The organism is Streptomyces sp. MGP-BFMKR1 (assembly GCF_057766585.1).
The window spans coordinates 318,562-334,764 of sequence record NZ_CM173408.1; the positions used below are offsets into that span (position 1 = coordinate 318,562).

The 16,203-nt window shown below is 75.1% G+C and carries 19 protein-coding genes; 14 read left to right on the forward strand and 5 right to left on the reverse strand.

Annotated features, from left to right (window positions below; all coding sequences use genetic code 11):
* Positions 1–3: 3 nt before the first annotated feature.
* From gvpJ to AC3CHW_RS01050, 7 genes are all read left to right on the forward strand, one after another.
* Positions 4–444, forward strand: coding sequence for a gas vesicle protein GvpJ (gvpJ, locus tag AC3CHW_RS01020; RefSeq protein WP_398611758.1), 441 nt, complete (start codon positions 4–6; stop codon positions 442–444).
* A 3-nt stretch (positions 445–447) separates the two neighbouring features.
* Positions 448–1,161 (forward strand): GvpL/GvpF family gas vesicle protein, encoded by a 714-nt coding sequence (locus tag AC3CHW_RS01025; RefSeq protein ID WP_459246115.1) that lies wholly within the window; start codon positions 448–450, stop codon positions 1,159–1,161.
* A gap of 62 nt (positions 1,162–1,223) precedes the next feature.
* Positions 1,224–1,484: a gas vesicle protein GvpG gene (locus AC3CHW_RS01030; RefSeq protein WP_398611756.1), complete on the forward strand. Its 261-nt coding sequence runs from the start codon at positions 1,224–1,226 to the stop codon at positions 1,482–1,484.
* 149 nt (positions 1,485–1,633) lie between these two features.
* Positions 1,634–2,146, forward strand: a complete 513-nt coding sequence (locus tag AC3CHW_RS01035; protein ID WP_488469210.1) for a gas vesicle protein — start codon at positions 1,634–1,636, stop codon at positions 2,144–2,146.
* The gene (locus AC3CHW_RS01040; protein WP_488469211.1) at positions 2,143–3,027 is read left to right on the forward strand and encodes a GvpL/GvpF family gas vesicle protein; all 885 of its coding nucleotides are present in this window, start codon (positions 2,143–2,145) and stop codon (positions 3,025–3,027) included. Before AC3CHW_RS01035 ends, AC3CHW_RS01040 begins: the two co-directional genes overlap by 4 nt.
* Positions 3,017–3,274, forward strand: coding sequence for a gas vesicle protein (locus AC3CHW_RS01045; RefSeq protein WP_488469212.1), 258 nt, complete (start codon positions 3,017–3,019; stop codon positions 3,272–3,274). The genes AC3CHW_RS01040 and AC3CHW_RS01045 overlap by 11 nt, the downstream gene beginning before the upstream one ends.
* A gap of 106 nt (positions 3,275–3,380) precedes the next feature.
* Entirely contained in the window at positions 3,381–3,800 is a 420-nt protein-coding gene (locus tag AC3CHW_RS01050; RefSeq protein ID WP_187065162.1) for a gas vesicle protein K, read from the forward strand.
* 154 nt (positions 3,801–3,954) lie between these two features.
* On the opposite strand, the gene AC3CHW_RS01055 is transcribed toward AC3CHW_RS01050, so the two are convergent.
* Positions 3,955–4,866 (reverse strand): LysR family transcriptional regulator, encoded by a 912-nt coding sequence (locus tag AC3CHW_RS01055; RefSeq protein WP_359322295.1) that lies wholly within the window; start codon positions 4,864–4,866, stop codon positions 3,955–3,957.
* Positions 4,867–4,962: 96 nt separating this feature from the next.
* On the opposite strand from AC3CHW_RS01055, the gene tdh reads away from it, so the two are divergent.
* A complete protein-coding gene (gene tdh / locus AC3CHW_RS01060) occupies positions 4,963–6,003 on the forward strand; it encodes an L-threonine 3-dehydrogenase (protein ID WP_488469213.1) in 1,041 nt (346 codons plus the stop codon).
* An 83-nt stretch (positions 6,004–6,086) separates the two neighbouring features.
* Positions 6,087–7,271, forward strand: a complete 1,185-nt coding sequence (locus AC3CHW_RS01065; RefSeq protein ID WP_187065165.1) for a glycine C-acetyltransferase — start codon at positions 6,087–6,089, stop codon at positions 7,269–7,271.
* A 151-nt stretch (positions 7,272–7,422) separates the two neighbouring features.
* On the opposite strand, the gene AC3CHW_RS01070 is transcribed toward AC3CHW_RS01065, so the two are convergent.
* Positions 7,423–7,977, reverse strand: coding sequence for an RDD family protein (locus tag AC3CHW_RS01070; protein WP_488469214.1), 555 nt, complete (start codon positions 7,975–7,977; stop codon positions 7,423–7,425).
* A 276-nt stretch (positions 7,978–8,253) separates the two neighbouring features.
* Positions 8,254–9,171, reverse strand: coding sequence for a phosphatidylinositol-specific phospholipase C (locus AC3CHW_RS01075; RefSeq protein ID WP_398611748.1), 918 nt, complete (start codon positions 9,169–9,171; stop codon positions 8,254–8,256).
* Positions 9,172–9,454: 283 nt separating this feature from the next.
* Here AC3CHW_RS01075 and AC3CHW_RS01080 point away from each other — a divergent pair, with 283 nt between their 5' ends.
* From AC3CHW_RS01080 to AC3CHW_RS01100, 5 genes are all read left to right on the forward strand, one after another.
* The gene (locus tag AC3CHW_RS01080) at positions 9,455–9,985 is read left to right on the forward strand and encodes an AAA family ATPase (RefSeq protein WP_488469215.1); all 531 of its coding nucleotides are present in this window, start codon (positions 9,455–9,457) and stop codon (positions 9,983–9,985) included.
* Positions 9,986–10,100: 115 nt separating this feature from the next.
* The gene (locus AC3CHW_RS01085) at positions 10,101–10,670 is read left to right on the forward strand and encodes a 2Fe-2S iron-sulfur cluster-binding protein (protein WP_398611746.1); all 570 of its coding nucleotides are present in this window, start codon (positions 10,101–10,103) and stop codon (positions 10,668–10,670) included.
* On the forward strand, positions 10,667–11,671 hold the full coding sequence (locus AC3CHW_RS01090; protein ID WP_488469216.1) for an FAD binding domain-containing protein: 1,005 nt from the start codon (positions 10,667–10,669) through the stop codon (positions 11,669–11,671). Before AC3CHW_RS01085 ends, AC3CHW_RS01090 begins: the two co-directional genes overlap by 4 nt.
* Positions 11,672–11,681: 10 nt before the next feature.
* Positions 11,682–13,775 carry a xanthine dehydrogenase family protein molybdopterin-binding subunit gene (locus tag AC3CHW_RS01095; protein WP_488469217.1) on the forward strand — a complete coding sequence of 698 codons (2,094 nt, stop codon included), beginning with the start codon at positions 11,682–11,684 and terminating at the stop codon, positions 13,773–13,775.
* A gap of 107 nt (positions 13,776–13,882) precedes the next feature.
* Entirely contained in the window at positions 13,883–14,374 is a 492-nt protein-coding gene (locus AC3CHW_RS01100) for a pyridoxamine 5'-phosphate oxidase family protein (protein ID WP_488469218.1), read from the forward strand.
* A gap of 77 nt (positions 14,375–14,451) precedes the next feature.
* On the opposite strand, the gene AC3CHW_RS01105 is transcribed toward AC3CHW_RS01100, so the two are convergent.
* Both AC3CHW_RS01105 and AC3CHW_RS01110 read right to left on the reverse strand, forming a co-directional pair.
* Entirely contained in the window at positions 14,452–14,889 is a 438-nt protein-coding gene (locus tag AC3CHW_RS01105) for a Fur family transcriptional regulator (protein WP_488469219.1), read from the reverse strand.
* Positions 14,890–15,221: 332 nt separating this feature from the next.
* The gene (locus AC3CHW_RS01110) at positions 15,222–15,989 is read right to left on the reverse strand and encodes a thioesterase II family protein (RefSeq protein WP_488469220.1); all 768 of its coding nucleotides are present in this window, start codon (positions 15,987–15,989) and stop codon (positions 15,222–15,224) included.
* Positions 15,990–16,203 lie beyond the last annotated feature (214 nt).

The following is a 16,203-nucleotide window of genomic DNA, read 5'->3' on the forward strand; positions in this document are numbered from 1 at the left end:
GCCATGTCCGTCATGGCGCAATCCCCCACGACCGCGCCGAGCCAGGGCGGCAACTCGGGGACGCTGTACGACGTGCTGGAGCTGATCCTGGACCGCGGTCTGGTCATCGACGCGTTCGTCCGGGTGTCGCTCGTCGGCATCGAGATCCTCAAGGTGGACGTGCGCGTGGTGGTCGCCAGCGTGGACACCTACCTGCGGTTCGCCGAGGCGTGCAACCGGCTGGACCTGGAGTCCGGTCGCAAGGCCCCCACCCAGCTCACCGACATCGTCGGCGAGACCACCGAGAGCGGTGCCAAGGGCAAGACCAAGGGCGCCCTGTCCGGCGCGGTCGAGGCCGTCGGCCAGACCCTCGGACGCGGGCGCAAGGGTGACGACGAGCCGGAGACCGCCGACGCCGACGGCAAGAAGACGACCAGCCGTCGCTCCGCGGCCCGGGAGGAGTGACCCATGTCGACGTACGTGTACGCCATCACGCCCGCCGACCACCCGCTGCGCCTCGAAGGGTTGCACGGGGTCGGTGAACCCGCCGGAGAGCTGCGCGTGCTCAAGACCGACGCGTTGGGCGCGGTCGTCAGCGACGCCCCCGACGACCTGCGGGCCAAGCGGCGCGACCTGATGGCCCATCAGAGCGTGCTGAGCCGCCTGCTGGACGAGGGCACCGCGCTGCCCATGCGGTTCGGGCTGGTGGGGCCGGACGACGGCCAGGTGCTCGCGGCGCTTGACGAGCGGCGGGACGAGTACGGCAAGCGGCTCAAGGAGATCGACGGGTGCGTCGAGTACCACGTGAAGGTCTCGCGGGACGAGGCCGACATGCTCCGCGAGATCGTCGCCGACTCGGCGGAGATCCGCGAGCTGAACGAGGTCACCCGGGAGCGGCCGGACGCCCACACCGAGCGGCTTCGGCTGGGCGAACTCATCGCGCGCGAGGTGCGCACGCGCCAGGACGCGGTGGCCGAGAGCGTGGTGACCCACCTGGCGCCCGTCGGGCTCGGCCACCGCGTGGGCTCGGCCACCGCGAGCCACTTCCTCAACGTGTCGTTCCTGGTCAAGCGGGACGAGGCGGCGGCGTTCGCGCGGGCCGTGGACGAGGAGGTCGAGCGCCAGGGCGCCGGGTACGTGGTCAGCCTGCACGGGCCGCTGCCCCCGTACAGCTTCGTGTGAGGAACCCGCCGGCGCGGGCGCCGGCCGGGACGGGTCCGAGGAAGCCCAGTCGAGGAGGAACCGTGGGACTGGTGACCGGGCTGCTGACGCTGCCCTTCGCCCCCGTGCGCGGCACGGCCTGGGTGATCGACCAGGTGGTGACCGCCGCCGAGCGGCAGGCGTACGACCCGCAGCCGGTGCGTGAGCGGCTCGCCGCGCTGGTGGCTGAGCGGGAGGCGGGCCACATCGACGAGGAGGAGTTCGACCGCCGGGAGGACGAGCTGCTCGACCTGTTGGAGCAGTACGAGTACCGCCAACGCCAGCTCGGGCCCGCGGAGCGGTAACGCGCCGCCGCGCCCCGGGCCGCGCCCGCGCACCGCCGGCGCGCACCACCAGCCGGAGTCGTCCCGAGGCCCCCGGCCCGGGGCCGATCCGAGATCAACCCACGGTCGGACCCCAGCCGAACCGAGGCCGAACCAAGGAGGTGTCCGCCATGTCCGATCCGCTCGCCAGCCGGCCGGGGCTCGCCAGTGGCCTGTCGCCCCGCGGCGCGGAGTCGTCCGCCAACCTGGCCGACATCCTGGAACGCGTCCTGGACAAGGGCGTGGTCATCGCCGGCGACATCCAGATCAACCTGCTCGACATCGAACTGCTGACGATCAAGCTCAGGCTCGTCGTCGCGTCGGTCGACAAGGCGAAGGAGATGGGCATCGACTGGTGGGAACGCGACCCCTCGCTGTCCTCGCTGGCCCAGCGCCCCGCCCCGCCGCCCGCGACGCCCTCCGTACGCGACGCGTCCCCCGCGCCCGCCGTGCCCGTGGCGTCCACGGACGGGGCACCGGGCGCGGCCGACGAGGCGACGGGCCGTGAACTGGTCGAGGAGAACGCGCGGTTGCGGGCCGAGCTGGCCCAGTTGCGCGCCGGCGCGCCGGCCGCCCCCGGCCCGGTGTCCCCGCGCGACGGCCACGGCGACCGCGACGAACCCGGCGAAGGGAGCAACCCGTGAGTGACCAGGCCACCCCCCAGGCGCCCGTTCCACCCGCTCGCCTGCCGGCGGCCAGCGGCGCGGGCGTGGACCCCGAGACCGGCCCGTGCTACGCGTACGCCATCGGCCGCGACACCCCGGAGCTCACCGACGCGGTGGCCGGCGTGTCGGGGCTGGACGGGGCCGGCGTGCGGACCGTGTGTGCCGACGGGCTCGGTGCGCTGGTGTGCGCGGTGGCGCCGGACGCGTTCGACACGGCCGGGCTGCGTGCCCAGTTGGAGGACCTGGAGCGGCTGACCACGATCGCCAGGTCACACCACGAGGTGGTGGCCGCGGCCAGCGCGGCGACGACCGTGTTGCCGCTGCGGCTCGGCACTATCTACCAGGACGCCTCGCGGGTCGCCCAGATGCTGCGCGAGCACGGCGCCGCGCTGCGCGAGTCGCTCGACCGGCTGGCGGGGCACGCGGAGTGGGGCGTCAAGGTGTACGCCGAACCGGGCGCCGGCGCGCCGACGCCGCCGGCCGCCGACGACACCACCGACACGCCGGGGCGCGCCTACCTCCAGCGCCGTCGGGCCGCGCGGGAGGCGCAACGCGCCGCCGACCGCACGGCGCGCGAGGTGGTGGCGCGGGTGCGGGCGGGGGCCGCCGAGTGGGCGGTCGACCGGGTCGCGCACCGCCCGCAGCACGGCGAGTTGGCGAGCACCAACGGCGAGAACCTGGTCAACGACGCGTACCTGGTGGCCGCCGAACACGTCGACGCCTTCCAGGCCGCGGTGCGCCACGCCGCGGCCGGCGCCGCCGGCGTGCGGGTGGAGCTGACGGGCCCGTGGGCCCCGTACTCCTTCGCCGCGCCACCCGGGGCCGAGCCCGCCGGCGAGGGGTCCGGCCATGAGCGCTGAGGCCCCCGCGACCGGGCTCGCCGCGCCCCCTGGCGTTACCGCGCCCACCGGCGGCACCGTGCCCGACGGCGACGACGCCCTGGCCGGGCGGCAGGTGGCGCTGATCGACCTGCTGGACCGGCTGCTGACCGGGGGCGCCGTCATCACCGGCGATCTGGTGATCTCCGTGGCGGACGTGGACCTGGTGCACGTGAACCTGCGGGCCGTCATCCGCTCGATCACCGAACAGAGCCCGGCCCCCTGGTGACGCGCCGACCCACCGAGCCCACGCGCCGCCCGCGAGAGCCGCGACGTACGCCGCCGCGCGCCGTGACGCGCCCCGGCGTGCGCGCGGTCGAGAAGGGAGTCACACCGTGCCCCAGCCACGCCCCACCACACAGCGCCCACCCGAGCGGCCCGGCCACCCCACGGCCGCGCCCGACCCGGCCGCCGAGCCCGACCCGGCCACCGCGCCGTTCGCCTCCCCCGTCTCCCCCGAGGCGCCCGGGAGCACGGCGGGCGCGCGGCGGCTGGCCACCGATCCGCAGACCGTGGAACGGGACCTGATCCGCCTGGTGCTCACCATCGTGGAGTTGGTGCGCCAGCTCATGGAGCGCACCGCCCTGCACCGCGCCGACCAGGGCGACCTCAGCCCGGAGCAGGAGGAGCAGGTGGGCCGCACGCTGCTGGCGCTGGAGGAGCGGATGGCCGAACTGTGCGAGCGCTACGGGCTGACCATGGCCGACCTCAACCTCGACCTGGGCCCGCTCGGCTCCCTCCTCCCCCAGAGCTGACCGCACCGGAACGGGCCAGCCGCCGGGGCCGCCCCAGGGCGGCCCCGGCGGCTGGCCCGTCCCAGGGCCGAGCACGCGCCCCGACTCGGCACGCGCTCGGCGTCCCCACGGGCGCGGGCCCCGCCACGCCACGCGCCGGGGGATCAGCGCCGGCTCACACGGGCAGCGCCGCCACGGTCTCCCGCAGGCCGGCCAGCGCCTGGCGCAGCAGCGGGTGGTGCTCGGTGCCCGCGCGTACCGCCGTGAACACCTTGCGGATGGGGCCCCGGCCGCGTACGGGACGTACCACGACGCCTTCGGCGACCGCCCCCGGCAGCGCGGAGCGGGGCACGAGCGCGACGCCCGCGCCGACGGCGACCAGCGCGCACACGGCCCGGAAGTCGTCGGACAGGGACGCCACCCGGGGCTGGAAGCGGGCCTCCTGGCAGGCGAGGACCACGGCGTCGTGGACCGGGTTCCCGGGCCACGGCGTGATCCACGGGTCGCCCGCCAGGGCGGCCAGGTCCACGTCAGCCGCCCCGGCCCGCGGGTGGTCGGGGGGCAGCACGACGTCGAACGGCTCGGCGTACAGCGGCTCGCGCAACATGCGGTCGTCCCAGCGCCCCAGCGTCTCGCGGTCCTCCACGGCCACCGCCACATCGGCTTCCCCCGCGATCAGCAGCCGGTGGCACTCCCGGCCCTCCGCGTCCTTGACCCGCACCCGCACGCCGGGGGCCAGTTCCCGGAGCGCGACCAGGGTAGGGGCGACCACCTCGGTGATCGCGGTGGCGAACGCGGCCACGGTGACCTCCCCGGTCACGCCCGCGGCGCAGGCGGCCACGTCGGCCTCGGCGCGTTCGAGCTGCGCGGCGATCTTGGTGGCGTGGCCGGCCAGCACCGTGCCGGTCGCCGTGAGCCGCACGGCCCGCCCCCGCCGCTCCAACAGCGCGTGGCCCACCTCGCCCTCCAGGGCGGCCAGTTGCTGGGAGACCGCGGAGGGTGAGAGGTAGAGCGCCTGCGCGGCGGCGGTGACGGTGCCGTGGTCCGCGAGGGCGCGCAGGACGCGCAGTCTTCTGGGGTCGATCACCGGGGCAGTATGGCACGCCTGTGAAGCTCACCTTCACAGGCGACCTGGGAAAATGCCGATGGACTTCACAGCGTGCGGGCAGCACAGTGGGCGCCCATGAAGGCATTGGTGAAGACCGCCGCCGGGCCCGGCATCGAACTGACCGAGGTGCCGACCCCGCGCGCCGGGGACGGCCAGGTGCTCATCCGGGTGCTGCGCACCGGGATCTGCGGCACCGACCTGCACATCGCGGCCTGGGACGACTGGGCGGCCCGCTCGGTGTGCGCGCCGCTGATCATCGGGCACGAGTTCGTGGGCGAGGTCGTGGAGGTCGGCGCCGGCGTCAGGGACATCGCGCCGGGCGACACCGTCAGCGGCGAGGGCCACCTCGTGTGCGGCAAGTGCCGCAACTGCATGGCCGGCCGGCGCCACCTGTGCATCCGTACGATCGGCCTCGGCGTGCACACCGACGGCGCGTTCGCCGAGTACGTGGTGTTGCCCGCGTCCAACGTGTGGGTGCACCGGCACGACGTGGACCTCGACGTGGCGGCGATCTTCGACCCGTTCGGCAACGCCGTGCACACGGCGCTGTCCTTCCCGGTGCTCGGCGAGGACGTACTCGTCACGGGCGCGGGCCCGATCGGCATGATGGCCGCGGCCGTCGCCCACCACGCGGGCGCCCGGAACGTGGTGATCACCGACGTCAGCCCGTACCGGCTCGACCTCGCCCGCAAGATGGGCGCCAGCGTCAGCCTCGACGTCAGCGACCGTTCCATCGCCAGCGTGATGCCCGACCTCGACATGAGCGAGGGCTTCGACGTCGGTTTGGAGATGTCGGGCCGCGCGGACGCGCTGCGCGACATGATCGCCACCATGAGCCCCGGCGGCCGGATCGCGGTGCTCGGCCTGCCCGCCGAGGAGGTCCCCGTGGACATGGCCACGGTGGTCACCCGCATGCTGACGCTGCGCGGCATCTACGGTCGGGAGATGTACGAGACGTGGTACGCCATGTCGGTGCTGCTCCAGAACGGCCTGGACATCTCGCCGGTGATCACCCACCGGTTCGGCTTCGAGCAGCACGCGGACGCGTTCGCCACCGCGCGCTCCGGCGCGTGCGGCAAGGTCATCATCGACTGGACCCGCCCCACCCTCGCCTGACCCACGCGTCCGGGCCGCCCGCGCCGCGGGAGAGCCGGCCCGAGCGCGACCGCGAACCACCGACCCGTCCCGAAGGAGCCCCCGTGTTCGACAGCGTGCGCCAGGATCTGCGTGCCGAGTTGGAGGAGATCCGCGACGCCGGCCTGTACAAGTCCGAGCGCGTGATCGCCAGCCCGCAGTCCGCGAGCGTCCGCGTTGGCGACGCCGCGGTCGTCAACTTCTGCTCCAACAACTACCTCGACCTCGCCGACCACCCCGAGGTGATCGCCGCGGCCAAGCAGGCCCTGGACGACTGGGGCTTCGGCATGGCCTCCGTGCGCTTCATCTGTGGCACCCAGACGCCGCACAAGGAGCTGGAGCGGCGGATCTCGGAGTTCCTCGGCACCGAGGACACGATCCTCTACAGCTCGTGCTTCGACGCCAACGGCGGCGTCTTCGAGACGCTGCTCGCCGACGGTGACGCGGTCATCTCCGACGAGCTCAACCACGCCAGCATCATCGACGGCATCCGGCTGTCCAAGGCCGCCCGCTACCGCTACCGCAACCGCGACCTCGCCGACCTGGAGCGCTGTCTGAAGGAGGCCGCCGGGGCGCGCCGCACGCTGGTGGTCACCGACGGCGTGTTCTCCATGGACGGCTACATCGCCCCGCTGGACGAGATCTGCGACCTGGCCGAGCGGTACGGCGCCATGGTCATGGTGGACGACTCGCACGCCGTCGGCTTCGTCGGCGAGAACGGCGGCGGCACGCCGGAGCTGTACGGCGTGCGGGACCGGGTGGACATCGTCACCGGCACGCTCGGCAAGGCGCTCGGCGGCGCCAGCGGCGGTTACGTGGCCGCCCGCGCGGAGATCGTCGAGCTGCTGCGCCAGCGCTCGCGCCCGTACCTGTTCTCCAACTCCCTCGCCCCCTCCATCGTCGGCGCCTCGTTGAAGGTGCTCGACCTGCTGGCGGCGTCGGGCGACCTGCGCGAGCAGTTGCGCGCGAACACCGCGCTGTTCCGTTCGGAGATGACGGCGGCCGGCTTCGACGTGCTGCCCGGCGAGCACGCCATCACCCCGGTGATGATCGGCGACGCGGCGCTGGCCGCGAAGATGGCCGCCGCGCTGCTGGAGCGGGGCATCTACGTGATCGCCTTCTCCTACCCGGTCGTGCCCAAGGGCAAGGCCCGCATCCGCGTCCAGCTCTCGGCGGCGCACTCCACCGATGACGTACGTCGCGCGGTGGCCGCCTTCCGCGAGGTGCGCGACGAGCTGGCCGGCGCCTGACGGCACCGCGGCCCCGGTCGGCGCCGCCCGCTCGGCGCGCCCCGAGGAACGGGTGGACACGCGTGGAGCCCCGGTCGCCACGAGGCGGCCGGGGCTCCACGCGCGCTGCCGCGGGCCTACCAGTTCCGAGGGCGCGCGGCGCGGTGCCGGGTCACAGGCCGCCCGGCACCCACGGCTCCGGCGCCTCCAGGCGGACGACGACGGTGCCGGCGGCCTGGTCGTGCAGGCACTGCTGGAGCGGCTCGTCCCGCAGGGACCAGAGCTGGTCGACGCCGCACAGCGCGATCATGCCGAGGTGGGTCAGGTGCCGGCCGAGGGCGATCCGGTAGGGCAGGGCGCCGCCGTCCTGCGCGTGCGCGACGCGCAGTCCGAACAGCAGCTTTCCCGGGGAGCCGCCCCAGCGGGCGGTGGTGAGCGGCGAGTAGCAGAACAGCAGCCCGGCCGCGGTCAGGGCGGCGACGGGGGCGACGGGCCCGTCCAACAGCAGGCTCGGCAGCGCCGTGAGGCACGTCAGCAGGCCGAAGAGCACGAGGTCGGTGAGGTAGGCACCGAGCCGCTCGGGGAGGTCGGCCGGGTGCGGCTCGCCCGGGCGGGTGGGGTACATCCTCAGCCACGGGGGCCAGGGCCGTCGCGGCAGCCAGTCCTGGTCGATGGGTCCCGGCGACGGGGCGGGGACGGAGGGCGCGGAGGGGGCGGCATCGTCCATGTCCGCAAGTTAGCGCGGCAGGCCGGCGGGAGACCCCGAGCGACGCACAGTTCATCGGTTGAGTACGCTCCGTGACCGTACCGGCTCCGCAAATGTTCGGCGATGGCCACGCCCGACGCCTCATGGCGCGCCGTGCGTATGGATGTGACAGCAGGGCCGCCACCACGGCCCGGGGCGCGGGGCGGGGGCTCGTAGGCCCGGCAACCCGTGCGCGTGAGGGCGGGGAAGCGCCGGGGCGGGTGGCCCCCGGCGCCCGCCCCGCCCCCGGAAGCGACGCTACGCGGCGCCGGCGGCCGTGGCGGCCCGCTGGTTGCGCCGGATGATGGTGTGCACGAGCGCCGGCGTGGCGTCGGGGAAGTCCATGGCCACCACGCCGAGGCCGGTCAGCCGGCGGCCGTGCGGGCCGGTCAGGAAGCGGTGCACCCGGGGGTTGAGGTACCGGGCGTTCGCGCGCGGGGAGCCCTGGACGGCGGTGCCGACGTAGTTGACGTACAGCTTGCCGGGCCGGGCGGCGGCCTTGCGCAGGTGGCGCTCGACCTTCTGGTACTTCACGGCCGGGGGCGCCGTCGCGTCGTCCTGCACGTCGAACAGCGCGGCGTCGCCGTACGGGACGCCGGGCAGCTTGGGGTGGTCGGCGAGCAGGACCACCCGGCCGCGCGCCTGGCCGAGCGTGGGCAGCGTCGCGTCGAGCCGCAGCAGCCGGCGGAAGCCCGCCTGGTAGAGGTCGAAGACGCGCCGGAACTCGGCGTCCGGCACGGTGGAGTGCTCCTGCCGCAGCCGCAGCAGCACGGTCTCCGAGGGGCGCGCGCGCAGGAACGCCTCACAGGCCAGCAGCACCTCGCCGAACAGCACCCGCTGGAAGACCGCCCCGTGGTGGACGGCGAAGGCCGAGTGGGACGACCGGCAGCCGATGTCCAGGAACCGGATGCCCAGGTCCAGTTGTTCGGCGATGGTGCGGCGCTGCCGGGCGACCTGGGCCCCGCCGAAGCGCACCGCGGAGTGCTGGGTGCCCGGCAGGCTCAGGCGGGCCACCGGGGTGTCGTCGGCCAGGTCGGCGAGCCAGCCCCCGGTGGGCCGGGGCGAGCGCGGCGGCGCGTCGCGCGCCGCGGCCGGATGCCCGCCCGCGTACCCCAGGAGCCCGCCCGCGGTGACGGTCGCCGCGCCGAACAGGAAGCCGCGCCGGTCCAAGCTCATGTCGCGTCCTCTCGTAGCCATCTGATGGCCCGTCGGGTGGTGCGGGAGACGGGCCGCACGGTAACAGCTCCGACCCCCGACCGCCGGAGCCACTCGGCGCCCGGGCCCGGCGCGCCCCGGACATGTGACGGGCTTGCCCCCGTACGGCCCGTGTGTCCCCCCACCCGGTGTGGCGGGAAACCGACGCAGCCGCCGGCCATCTCGCGGGCGCCGGCCCGGGCCCGCCCGGCTCCCCCGCGAAAACGGGATGCCCCGGGGCGGGGTGGTCTGCGAGGGTCCGCGCGTGAACACCGGGGAACGCAACGAAGCGCTGCTCATCGCCGGCCGCTCCGGCGTCGGCAAGTCGACCGTGGCCTGGGAGGTCTCCGCCGTGTTGCGGGCGGCGGGCGCGGCCCACTGCCTGGTCGAGGGCGACCTCATGGACCAGGTGCACCCGGCGCCGCCCGACGACCCGGACCGCTCGGCGATCACCGAGCGGAACCTGGCGGCGATCTGGGCCAACTACGCCGCGCTGGGCCAGCGGCGGCTGATCTACACCAACACGGTCAGCGTGCTGGAGGGCGCGATGTTCCGCCGCATGCTGGGCGCGGACGTACGGATCGTACCGGCGCTGCTGACCGCGGACGACGCCACCGCCCGCGCCCGCCTGACGGGCCGCGAGATCGGCTCCCAGGCGCAGGCCCACATACGGCGTAGCGCGCACATGGCCCGTCACCTGGACCGGCACGCGCCACCGGAGACGGTGCGGGTGGCGACCGACGGCAGGACGGTGCTGGACATCGCCCGGGAGGTGGTGGCGGCCACCGGGTGGTGAGCGGCAGCCGGGCGTGCGCCACCCGGGTGACTGGCCGATACTTTCTGGTTTGTCCCGGGGCGGGAAGGGGACGCGACCACGGGGCCGCAGCACACCAGCGAAGGGCCGTGACGCCATGGCAACGATCTCGACACCCACCGTCCAGCACCGCCCGACCTCCTCGGAGGTCACCCTGCGGGTCAACGGGGTCAGCCACCGGCTGACCGTCGACCACCGCACCACCGTGCTCGACGCGCTGCGCGAGCACCTGGACCACACGGGCCCGAAGAAGGGGTGCGACCACGGCCAGTGCGGGGCGTGCACGGTGCTCGTCGGCGGTCGCCGCACCAACAGTTGTCTGCTCCTCGCCGTCGCGGCCGACGGCGAGGAGATCACCACCGTGGAGGGGCTGAGCGACGGCGAGCAGCCGCACCCCGTGCAACGCGCGTTCCTCGACCACGACGGGTTCCAGTGCGGTTACTGCACCCCGGGGCAGGTGTGCTCGGCCATCGGCGTGCTCGCCGAGGCGGCCGACGGACATCCCTCGCACGTCACGCCGCTGCCCGGGGCCGGTTCCGGCGCGCCGCCGCCGGGCTCCCCGGTGCCGCTGACGCCGGCCGAGATCCGCGAGCGGATGAGCGGCAACCTGTGCCGCTGCGGCGCCTATCCGAACATCGTGGCCGCCATCGAGGAGGTGGCGCCGTGAAGCCGTTCGGCTACGTGCGCGCCGACGACGTCGACACGGCGATCGCCACCGTGGCCACCGAGCCGGGCGCCCGCTTCCTGGGCGGCGGCACCAACCTGGTGGACCTGATGAAGCTGGGCGTGGAGCGGCCGGAACTCCTCGTGGACGTCAGCCGGCTGCCGCTGACCGGCATCGATCCGCTGCGTGACGGCCGGTGGCGGATCGGGGCCAACGTCCGCAACAGCGACCTCGCCGCGCACCCGGTGATCCGCTCCCGGTTCCCGGCGCTCTCGCAGGCGCTGCTGGCCGGCGCGTCGGGACAGTTGCGCAACGCCGCCACCACGGGCGGCAACCTACTCCAGCGCACCCGCTGCCTGTACTTCCAGGACGTGAGCAAGCCGTGCAACAAGCGCTCCCCGGGCAGCGGCTGCCCCGCGCGCGAGGGCGTCCACCGGGACCTGGCGATCCTCGGCCACTCCGAGCACTGCGTGGCCACCCACCCGTCCGACCTGGCGGTCGCGCTCGCCGCGCTCGACGCCAGCGTCGTGCTGCGCGGGCCGGACGGCGAGCGCCGGGTCCCGCTGACCGACTTCCACCGGCTGCCGGCCGACCTGCCGGAGCGGGACACCGTCATCGCCCACGGCGAGTTGCTGACGGCCGTCGAACTGCCCGCGCCGCCGCCGGGCCACTCGGCCTACCGCAAGGCCCGCGACCGCGCCTCGTACGCCTTCGCGCTGGCCTCCGTCGCCGCCGTGCTCGACGTGCGCGAGGGCGAGGTGCGCGAGGCGCGGCTCGCCTTCGGGGGGCTGGCGGCCAAGCCGTGGCGGGCCAGGGTCGCCGAGCAGGCGTTGCGCGGGGCGCCGGCGACCGAGGACTCCTTCCGCCGGGCCGCCGAGGCCGAGTTGGCCGCCGCCAGGCCGCTGCGCGACAACGGCTTCAAGGTGCCGCTCGCCCGGAACCTGGCCACCCAGGTCCTCACCTCGCTCGCCGACGCCCACCACCAGTCACCTTCGGCACGTTGAGGAGCAGTCCATGCGCCCACCCGAGACCGGGGCCCCGCTGCGCCGCCTCGAAGGCCAGCTCAAGGTCACCGGCAGCGCGCGGTACGCGGTCGAGTACGCCCTGCCGGAGACGGCGTACGCCTGGCCGGTGCCGGCGACCGTCGCGCGCGGCGAGGTGCGGGCCGTGCACGCCGCGGACGCCCTCGCCATGCCCGGCGCGCTCGCGGTGCTCAGCCACGAGAACGCGCCGCGCCTCGGCCCCGCCGAGGACCCCATCCTCCGCGTTCTCCAGCGCCCGCACGTGCCGCACCGCGGCTGGTACGTGGCGCTGGCCGTCGCCGAGACACTGGAGGTGGCCCGCGCCATGGCCGCCGCCCTCCAGATCGACTACGCGGCCGAGCCGCACGATGTCGTCCTGGTCAGCGGACACCCGAGGTCGTACGAGCCGGAGCAGGCCAACGGCGGGCATCCGGCACGCCGCGAGAGCGGCGACTTCGACGGCGCGTACGCGGCCTCGGCGGTGCGCGTGGACGCCACGTACACCATGGAGGCCGAGCACAACCACCCCATGGAGCCGCACGCCAGCACGGCCCACTGGGTGGACGGCGGGCTGACGGTCTACGACTCGAACCAGGGCTCGACCAAGGTCAAGGAGGCTCTCGCGCCGCTGTTCGGGCTGCGCCCGGAGCAGGTGACGGTGGTCGCCGAGCACGTGGGCGGCGGCTTCGGGTCCAAGGGCACGCCGCGCCCGCAGGCGGTGTTGGCCGCGATGGCCGCCCGCCACGTGGGCCGCCCGGTCAGGCTGGCGCTGCCCCGCGCGCAACTGGCCGGCGTCGTCGGTCACCGGGCGCCGACCATCCAGCGGCTGCGGATCGGCGCGGACCGCCAGGGCCGGATCGACGCGCTGGCCCACGAGATCCTCACCCACACCTCCACCGTCAAGGAGTTCGTGGAACAGGCCGCGACCCCCTCGCGCACGATGTACACCTCGCCCAACAGCCGCACCACGCACCACGTGGCGGCGCTCGACGTGCCGAGCCCGTCGTGGATGCGCGCGCCGGGCGAGGCGCCGGGGATGTACGCGCTGGAGTCGGCCATGGACGAGTTGGCGGTGGCGCTCGACATGGACCCCATCGAGCTGCGGGTACGCAACGATCCGGCCATCGAGCCGGACACCGGGAAGCCGTTCAGCAGCCGGCACCTGGTGGAGTGCCTGCGCGAGGGGGCGCGGCTCTTCGGCTGGGCGGACCGCGATCCGCGTCCCCGGAGCCGGCGCGAGGGCCGGCAGTTGATCGGCACGGGCGTCGCCTCCGCCACGTACCCGGTCCTGGTCTCGCCGTCGACCGCGGAGGCGTCCACCGAGCCCGGCGGCGGCTACCGGGTGCGGATCAACGCGACCGACATCGGCACCGGCGCCCGTACCGTGCTCGCCCAGGTCGCCGCGGACGCGCTGGGCGTGCCCGTGGACCACGTGCTGATCGACATCGGGTGCAGCGACCTGCCGGCGGCGGCGCTCGCGGGCGGCTCGTCGGGCACCGCGTCCTGGGGCTGGGCCGTGCACCGCGCCTGCCGGCGGCTGCGGGCGCTGGTCGAGGAGGCGGGCGGCGACGAGGTGCCCTCCACCACGCTGCGCGCCTTCGCCGACACCGCGGGCGAGGCGGACGCCGCCTCGGACTACGCCCGGCACGCGTTCGGCGCGCACTTCGCCGAGGTCGCCGTCGACGCGGACACCGGCGAGACGCGGGTGCGCCGGCTGCTCGGCGTCTTCGCCGCCGGCCACGTCCTCAACTCCCGTACGGGGCGCAGCCAGTTCATCGGCGGGATGGTGATGGGCCTGGGCATGGCGCTCCTGGAGGGCAGCACCATGGACCCGGTCTTCGGCGACTTCGCGGAGCGCGACCTGGCCTCGTACCACGTGCCCAGTTGCGCCGACGTGCCCGCCGTCGAGGCGCACTGGATCGACGAGGACGACCGGCACCTCAACCCGATGGGCAGCAAGGGGATCGGCGAGATCGGCATCGTCGGCACGGCCGCGGCGATCGGCAACGCGCTGCACCACGCGACCGGGGTGCGGCTGCGGGAGCTGCCGATGACGCCGGACCGGGTGCTGGCACACCTGGGTTGAGCCCGGGGCGTGGGCCGGGCCCGGCCGTCCACAGGCCGGGCCGCGGCCGGCCGCGCGCGGGTAGGGTGCGGGCGAACCGCTCCATGATCCGAAGGACGTGTTGCCCCGTGTCCGACCTCGCCACCACCGCCCCCGCCTTCGTCGAGATGGCGCACCGCGTCGTCTGGGCCTCCGTGGCCACCGTGGACGGCGCCGGCCGCCCGCGCAGCAGGGTGCTGCACCCGATCTGGACCTGGGAGGACGGCACGCTGACCGGCTGGATCGGCACCAGCCCGACGCCCGTCAAGCGCGCCCACCTGACGCACAGCCCGTACGCGTCGGTGAACTACTGGTCGCCCGACCAGGACACCTGCGTCGCCGAGTGCGCGGCCGAGTGGGCCGACGACGTGGAGACCCGCACCCGGGTGTGGAACCTGCTCAAGTCGGCCCCGGCACCGCTGGGTTACGACCCCGGCGGCATCGGCATCTCCGCCTGGCAGACGCCCGAGTCGCCCGGGTTCACGGCCCTCAAGCTGACCCCGTGGCGGCTGCGGGTGATGCCGGGCACGCTGATGCGGGGCGAGGGTGGCGAGATCCTGACCTGGCAGCGCGCGGACTAGCTGTTTCGTCCGGGGAGGTTGTGGACGGGCGCCCGACCGCGGGCGCCCGACCGCGGGCGCCCGGCCGGGGCGTGGCCTCAGCCCGCGGTCACGCAGGTGGGGCACAGCCCGGTGAGTTCCAGGGTGTGTTCCACCGCCGAGAACCCGGTGCGCCCGGCCACGCCGTCCGCCCACTCCTCCACCACGTCGGCGTCGACCGGCTGGCTGTGGCCGCAGTGGCGGCAGAGCACGTAGTGCCGGTGTCCGGCGGCGGGGCGGTGGCGGTACCGGCGACCCCCGGCCGCGTCGTGCACGACGTCCAGCAACCCGCCGCGGGCCAGGGCCTGCACGCTGCGGTAGACCGTGGTCAGCCCGATGGACACGCCGTCGGCGACCAGTCGGGCGTGCAGTTCCTGGGCCGAGAGGAACCGCGCCGATTCGGCGATGGCCCGTAGCACGGCGGCCCGCTGCGGCGTGTGGCGCCCGGGCGCGACGCCGTCCGCCCGCGCCGCCCTTCTCGACCGTCCGCCGTTCATGGTCGCCCGCCCTCCGGTACGACGGCCACCGCGTCGCTCACGTGGTCAACGCGGTCGAAGTCCCCAACTCGCCCCACGGTAGGTGGGAATGATTTCCAGGTCGAGGAAGGGTCGGGGCGCGGCACTCGGCCCTGGGGGCGCACAGGGGGCGCCGTCGGTGAGCCGTACCGCGCGGCAACCGCCCCCTCTCATCGGCTGTGCCACGCTGGCGGCATGGCCCGTGCTCAGCACCGCTCCACGCCCTTGGCCCTGGCCCTGGGCTGCGGGTACGCCGCGTGCGGGCTCGGCGTGCGGTACGCGCTGCGCAGCGCGTACCGGGCCGCCCGCCGTCGTCAGCGCGGTGAGGCCGGCAGCGCCGACGCGCCCAGCGCCGCGACCATCCGCTCCCCTTGCGGCCAGAGGAAGAAGTGGTCGCCGGGGAACACCGTCAGGGAGAAGTCGCCGCTGGTGGCCGAGGCCCAGTCGGCGACCGTGTCCGGCGTGGCCTCCGGGTCCGCGTCGCCGGTGAACGCCTCGATGGGGCAGCTCACCCGGGCGTCGAGGTCCGGGGCGTAGGTGCCGACGATCTGGTAGTCGGCGCGGATCGCGGGCAGCAGCAGCTCGCGCATCTCCGGGTCGTCCAGGAGTTCCTCGCTGGTGCCGCCGAGTCGGCGCAGCTCGTCGGTGAACTCCCGCTCGCCCAGCCGGTAGGTGTCGGCGGGGTGCTGGTGGCGCGGGCCCGGCCGGCCGGAGACGTACAGCCGGCGCGGGCGCGGGCCGCGGCCCCGCTCCAGGCGCAGCGCCACCTCCCAGGCGACGGAGGCGCCCATGCTGTGCCCGAAGAGCACCAGGCGGCGTTCGCCGAGCAGCGGGGTGCGCAGGATCTCGGCGGTCAGCGCGTCGGCGAGCGCGGCCATCTCGACCAACGGCTTCTCCAGGAGGCGGTCCTGACGGCCCGGGTACTGCACCGCGAGCAGTTCGAGCTCCGGCGGCAGCAGGCGCGCCCAGGGCGTGAAGAACCCGGCGTTGCCGCCCGCGTGCGGCAGGCACAACACGGTCGTGGTGGCGGCGGGGCGGGGCGCTGGGCGGCGCAGCCACGGGGATGCGGGCGCGGTCGGCACGGTCGGCTCCGTACGGTCGTCGGTGGCGCCGCCGGCTAGGAGACGACCGGCGGCCCTGCCCGGGCAGTCTCCCGCACGGCGGTGGGTGGCCCCGGCACGGGTCGGTGCTCGCCGCCGGAAACGCGTGGTCGGCGGGGGGTGGTGCGATGGGCGGCGGTCGGGTTCGATGGCGGGCACGCCGCGCGGCTCGCCGAGCGCGACCGCGTGGGGTGCG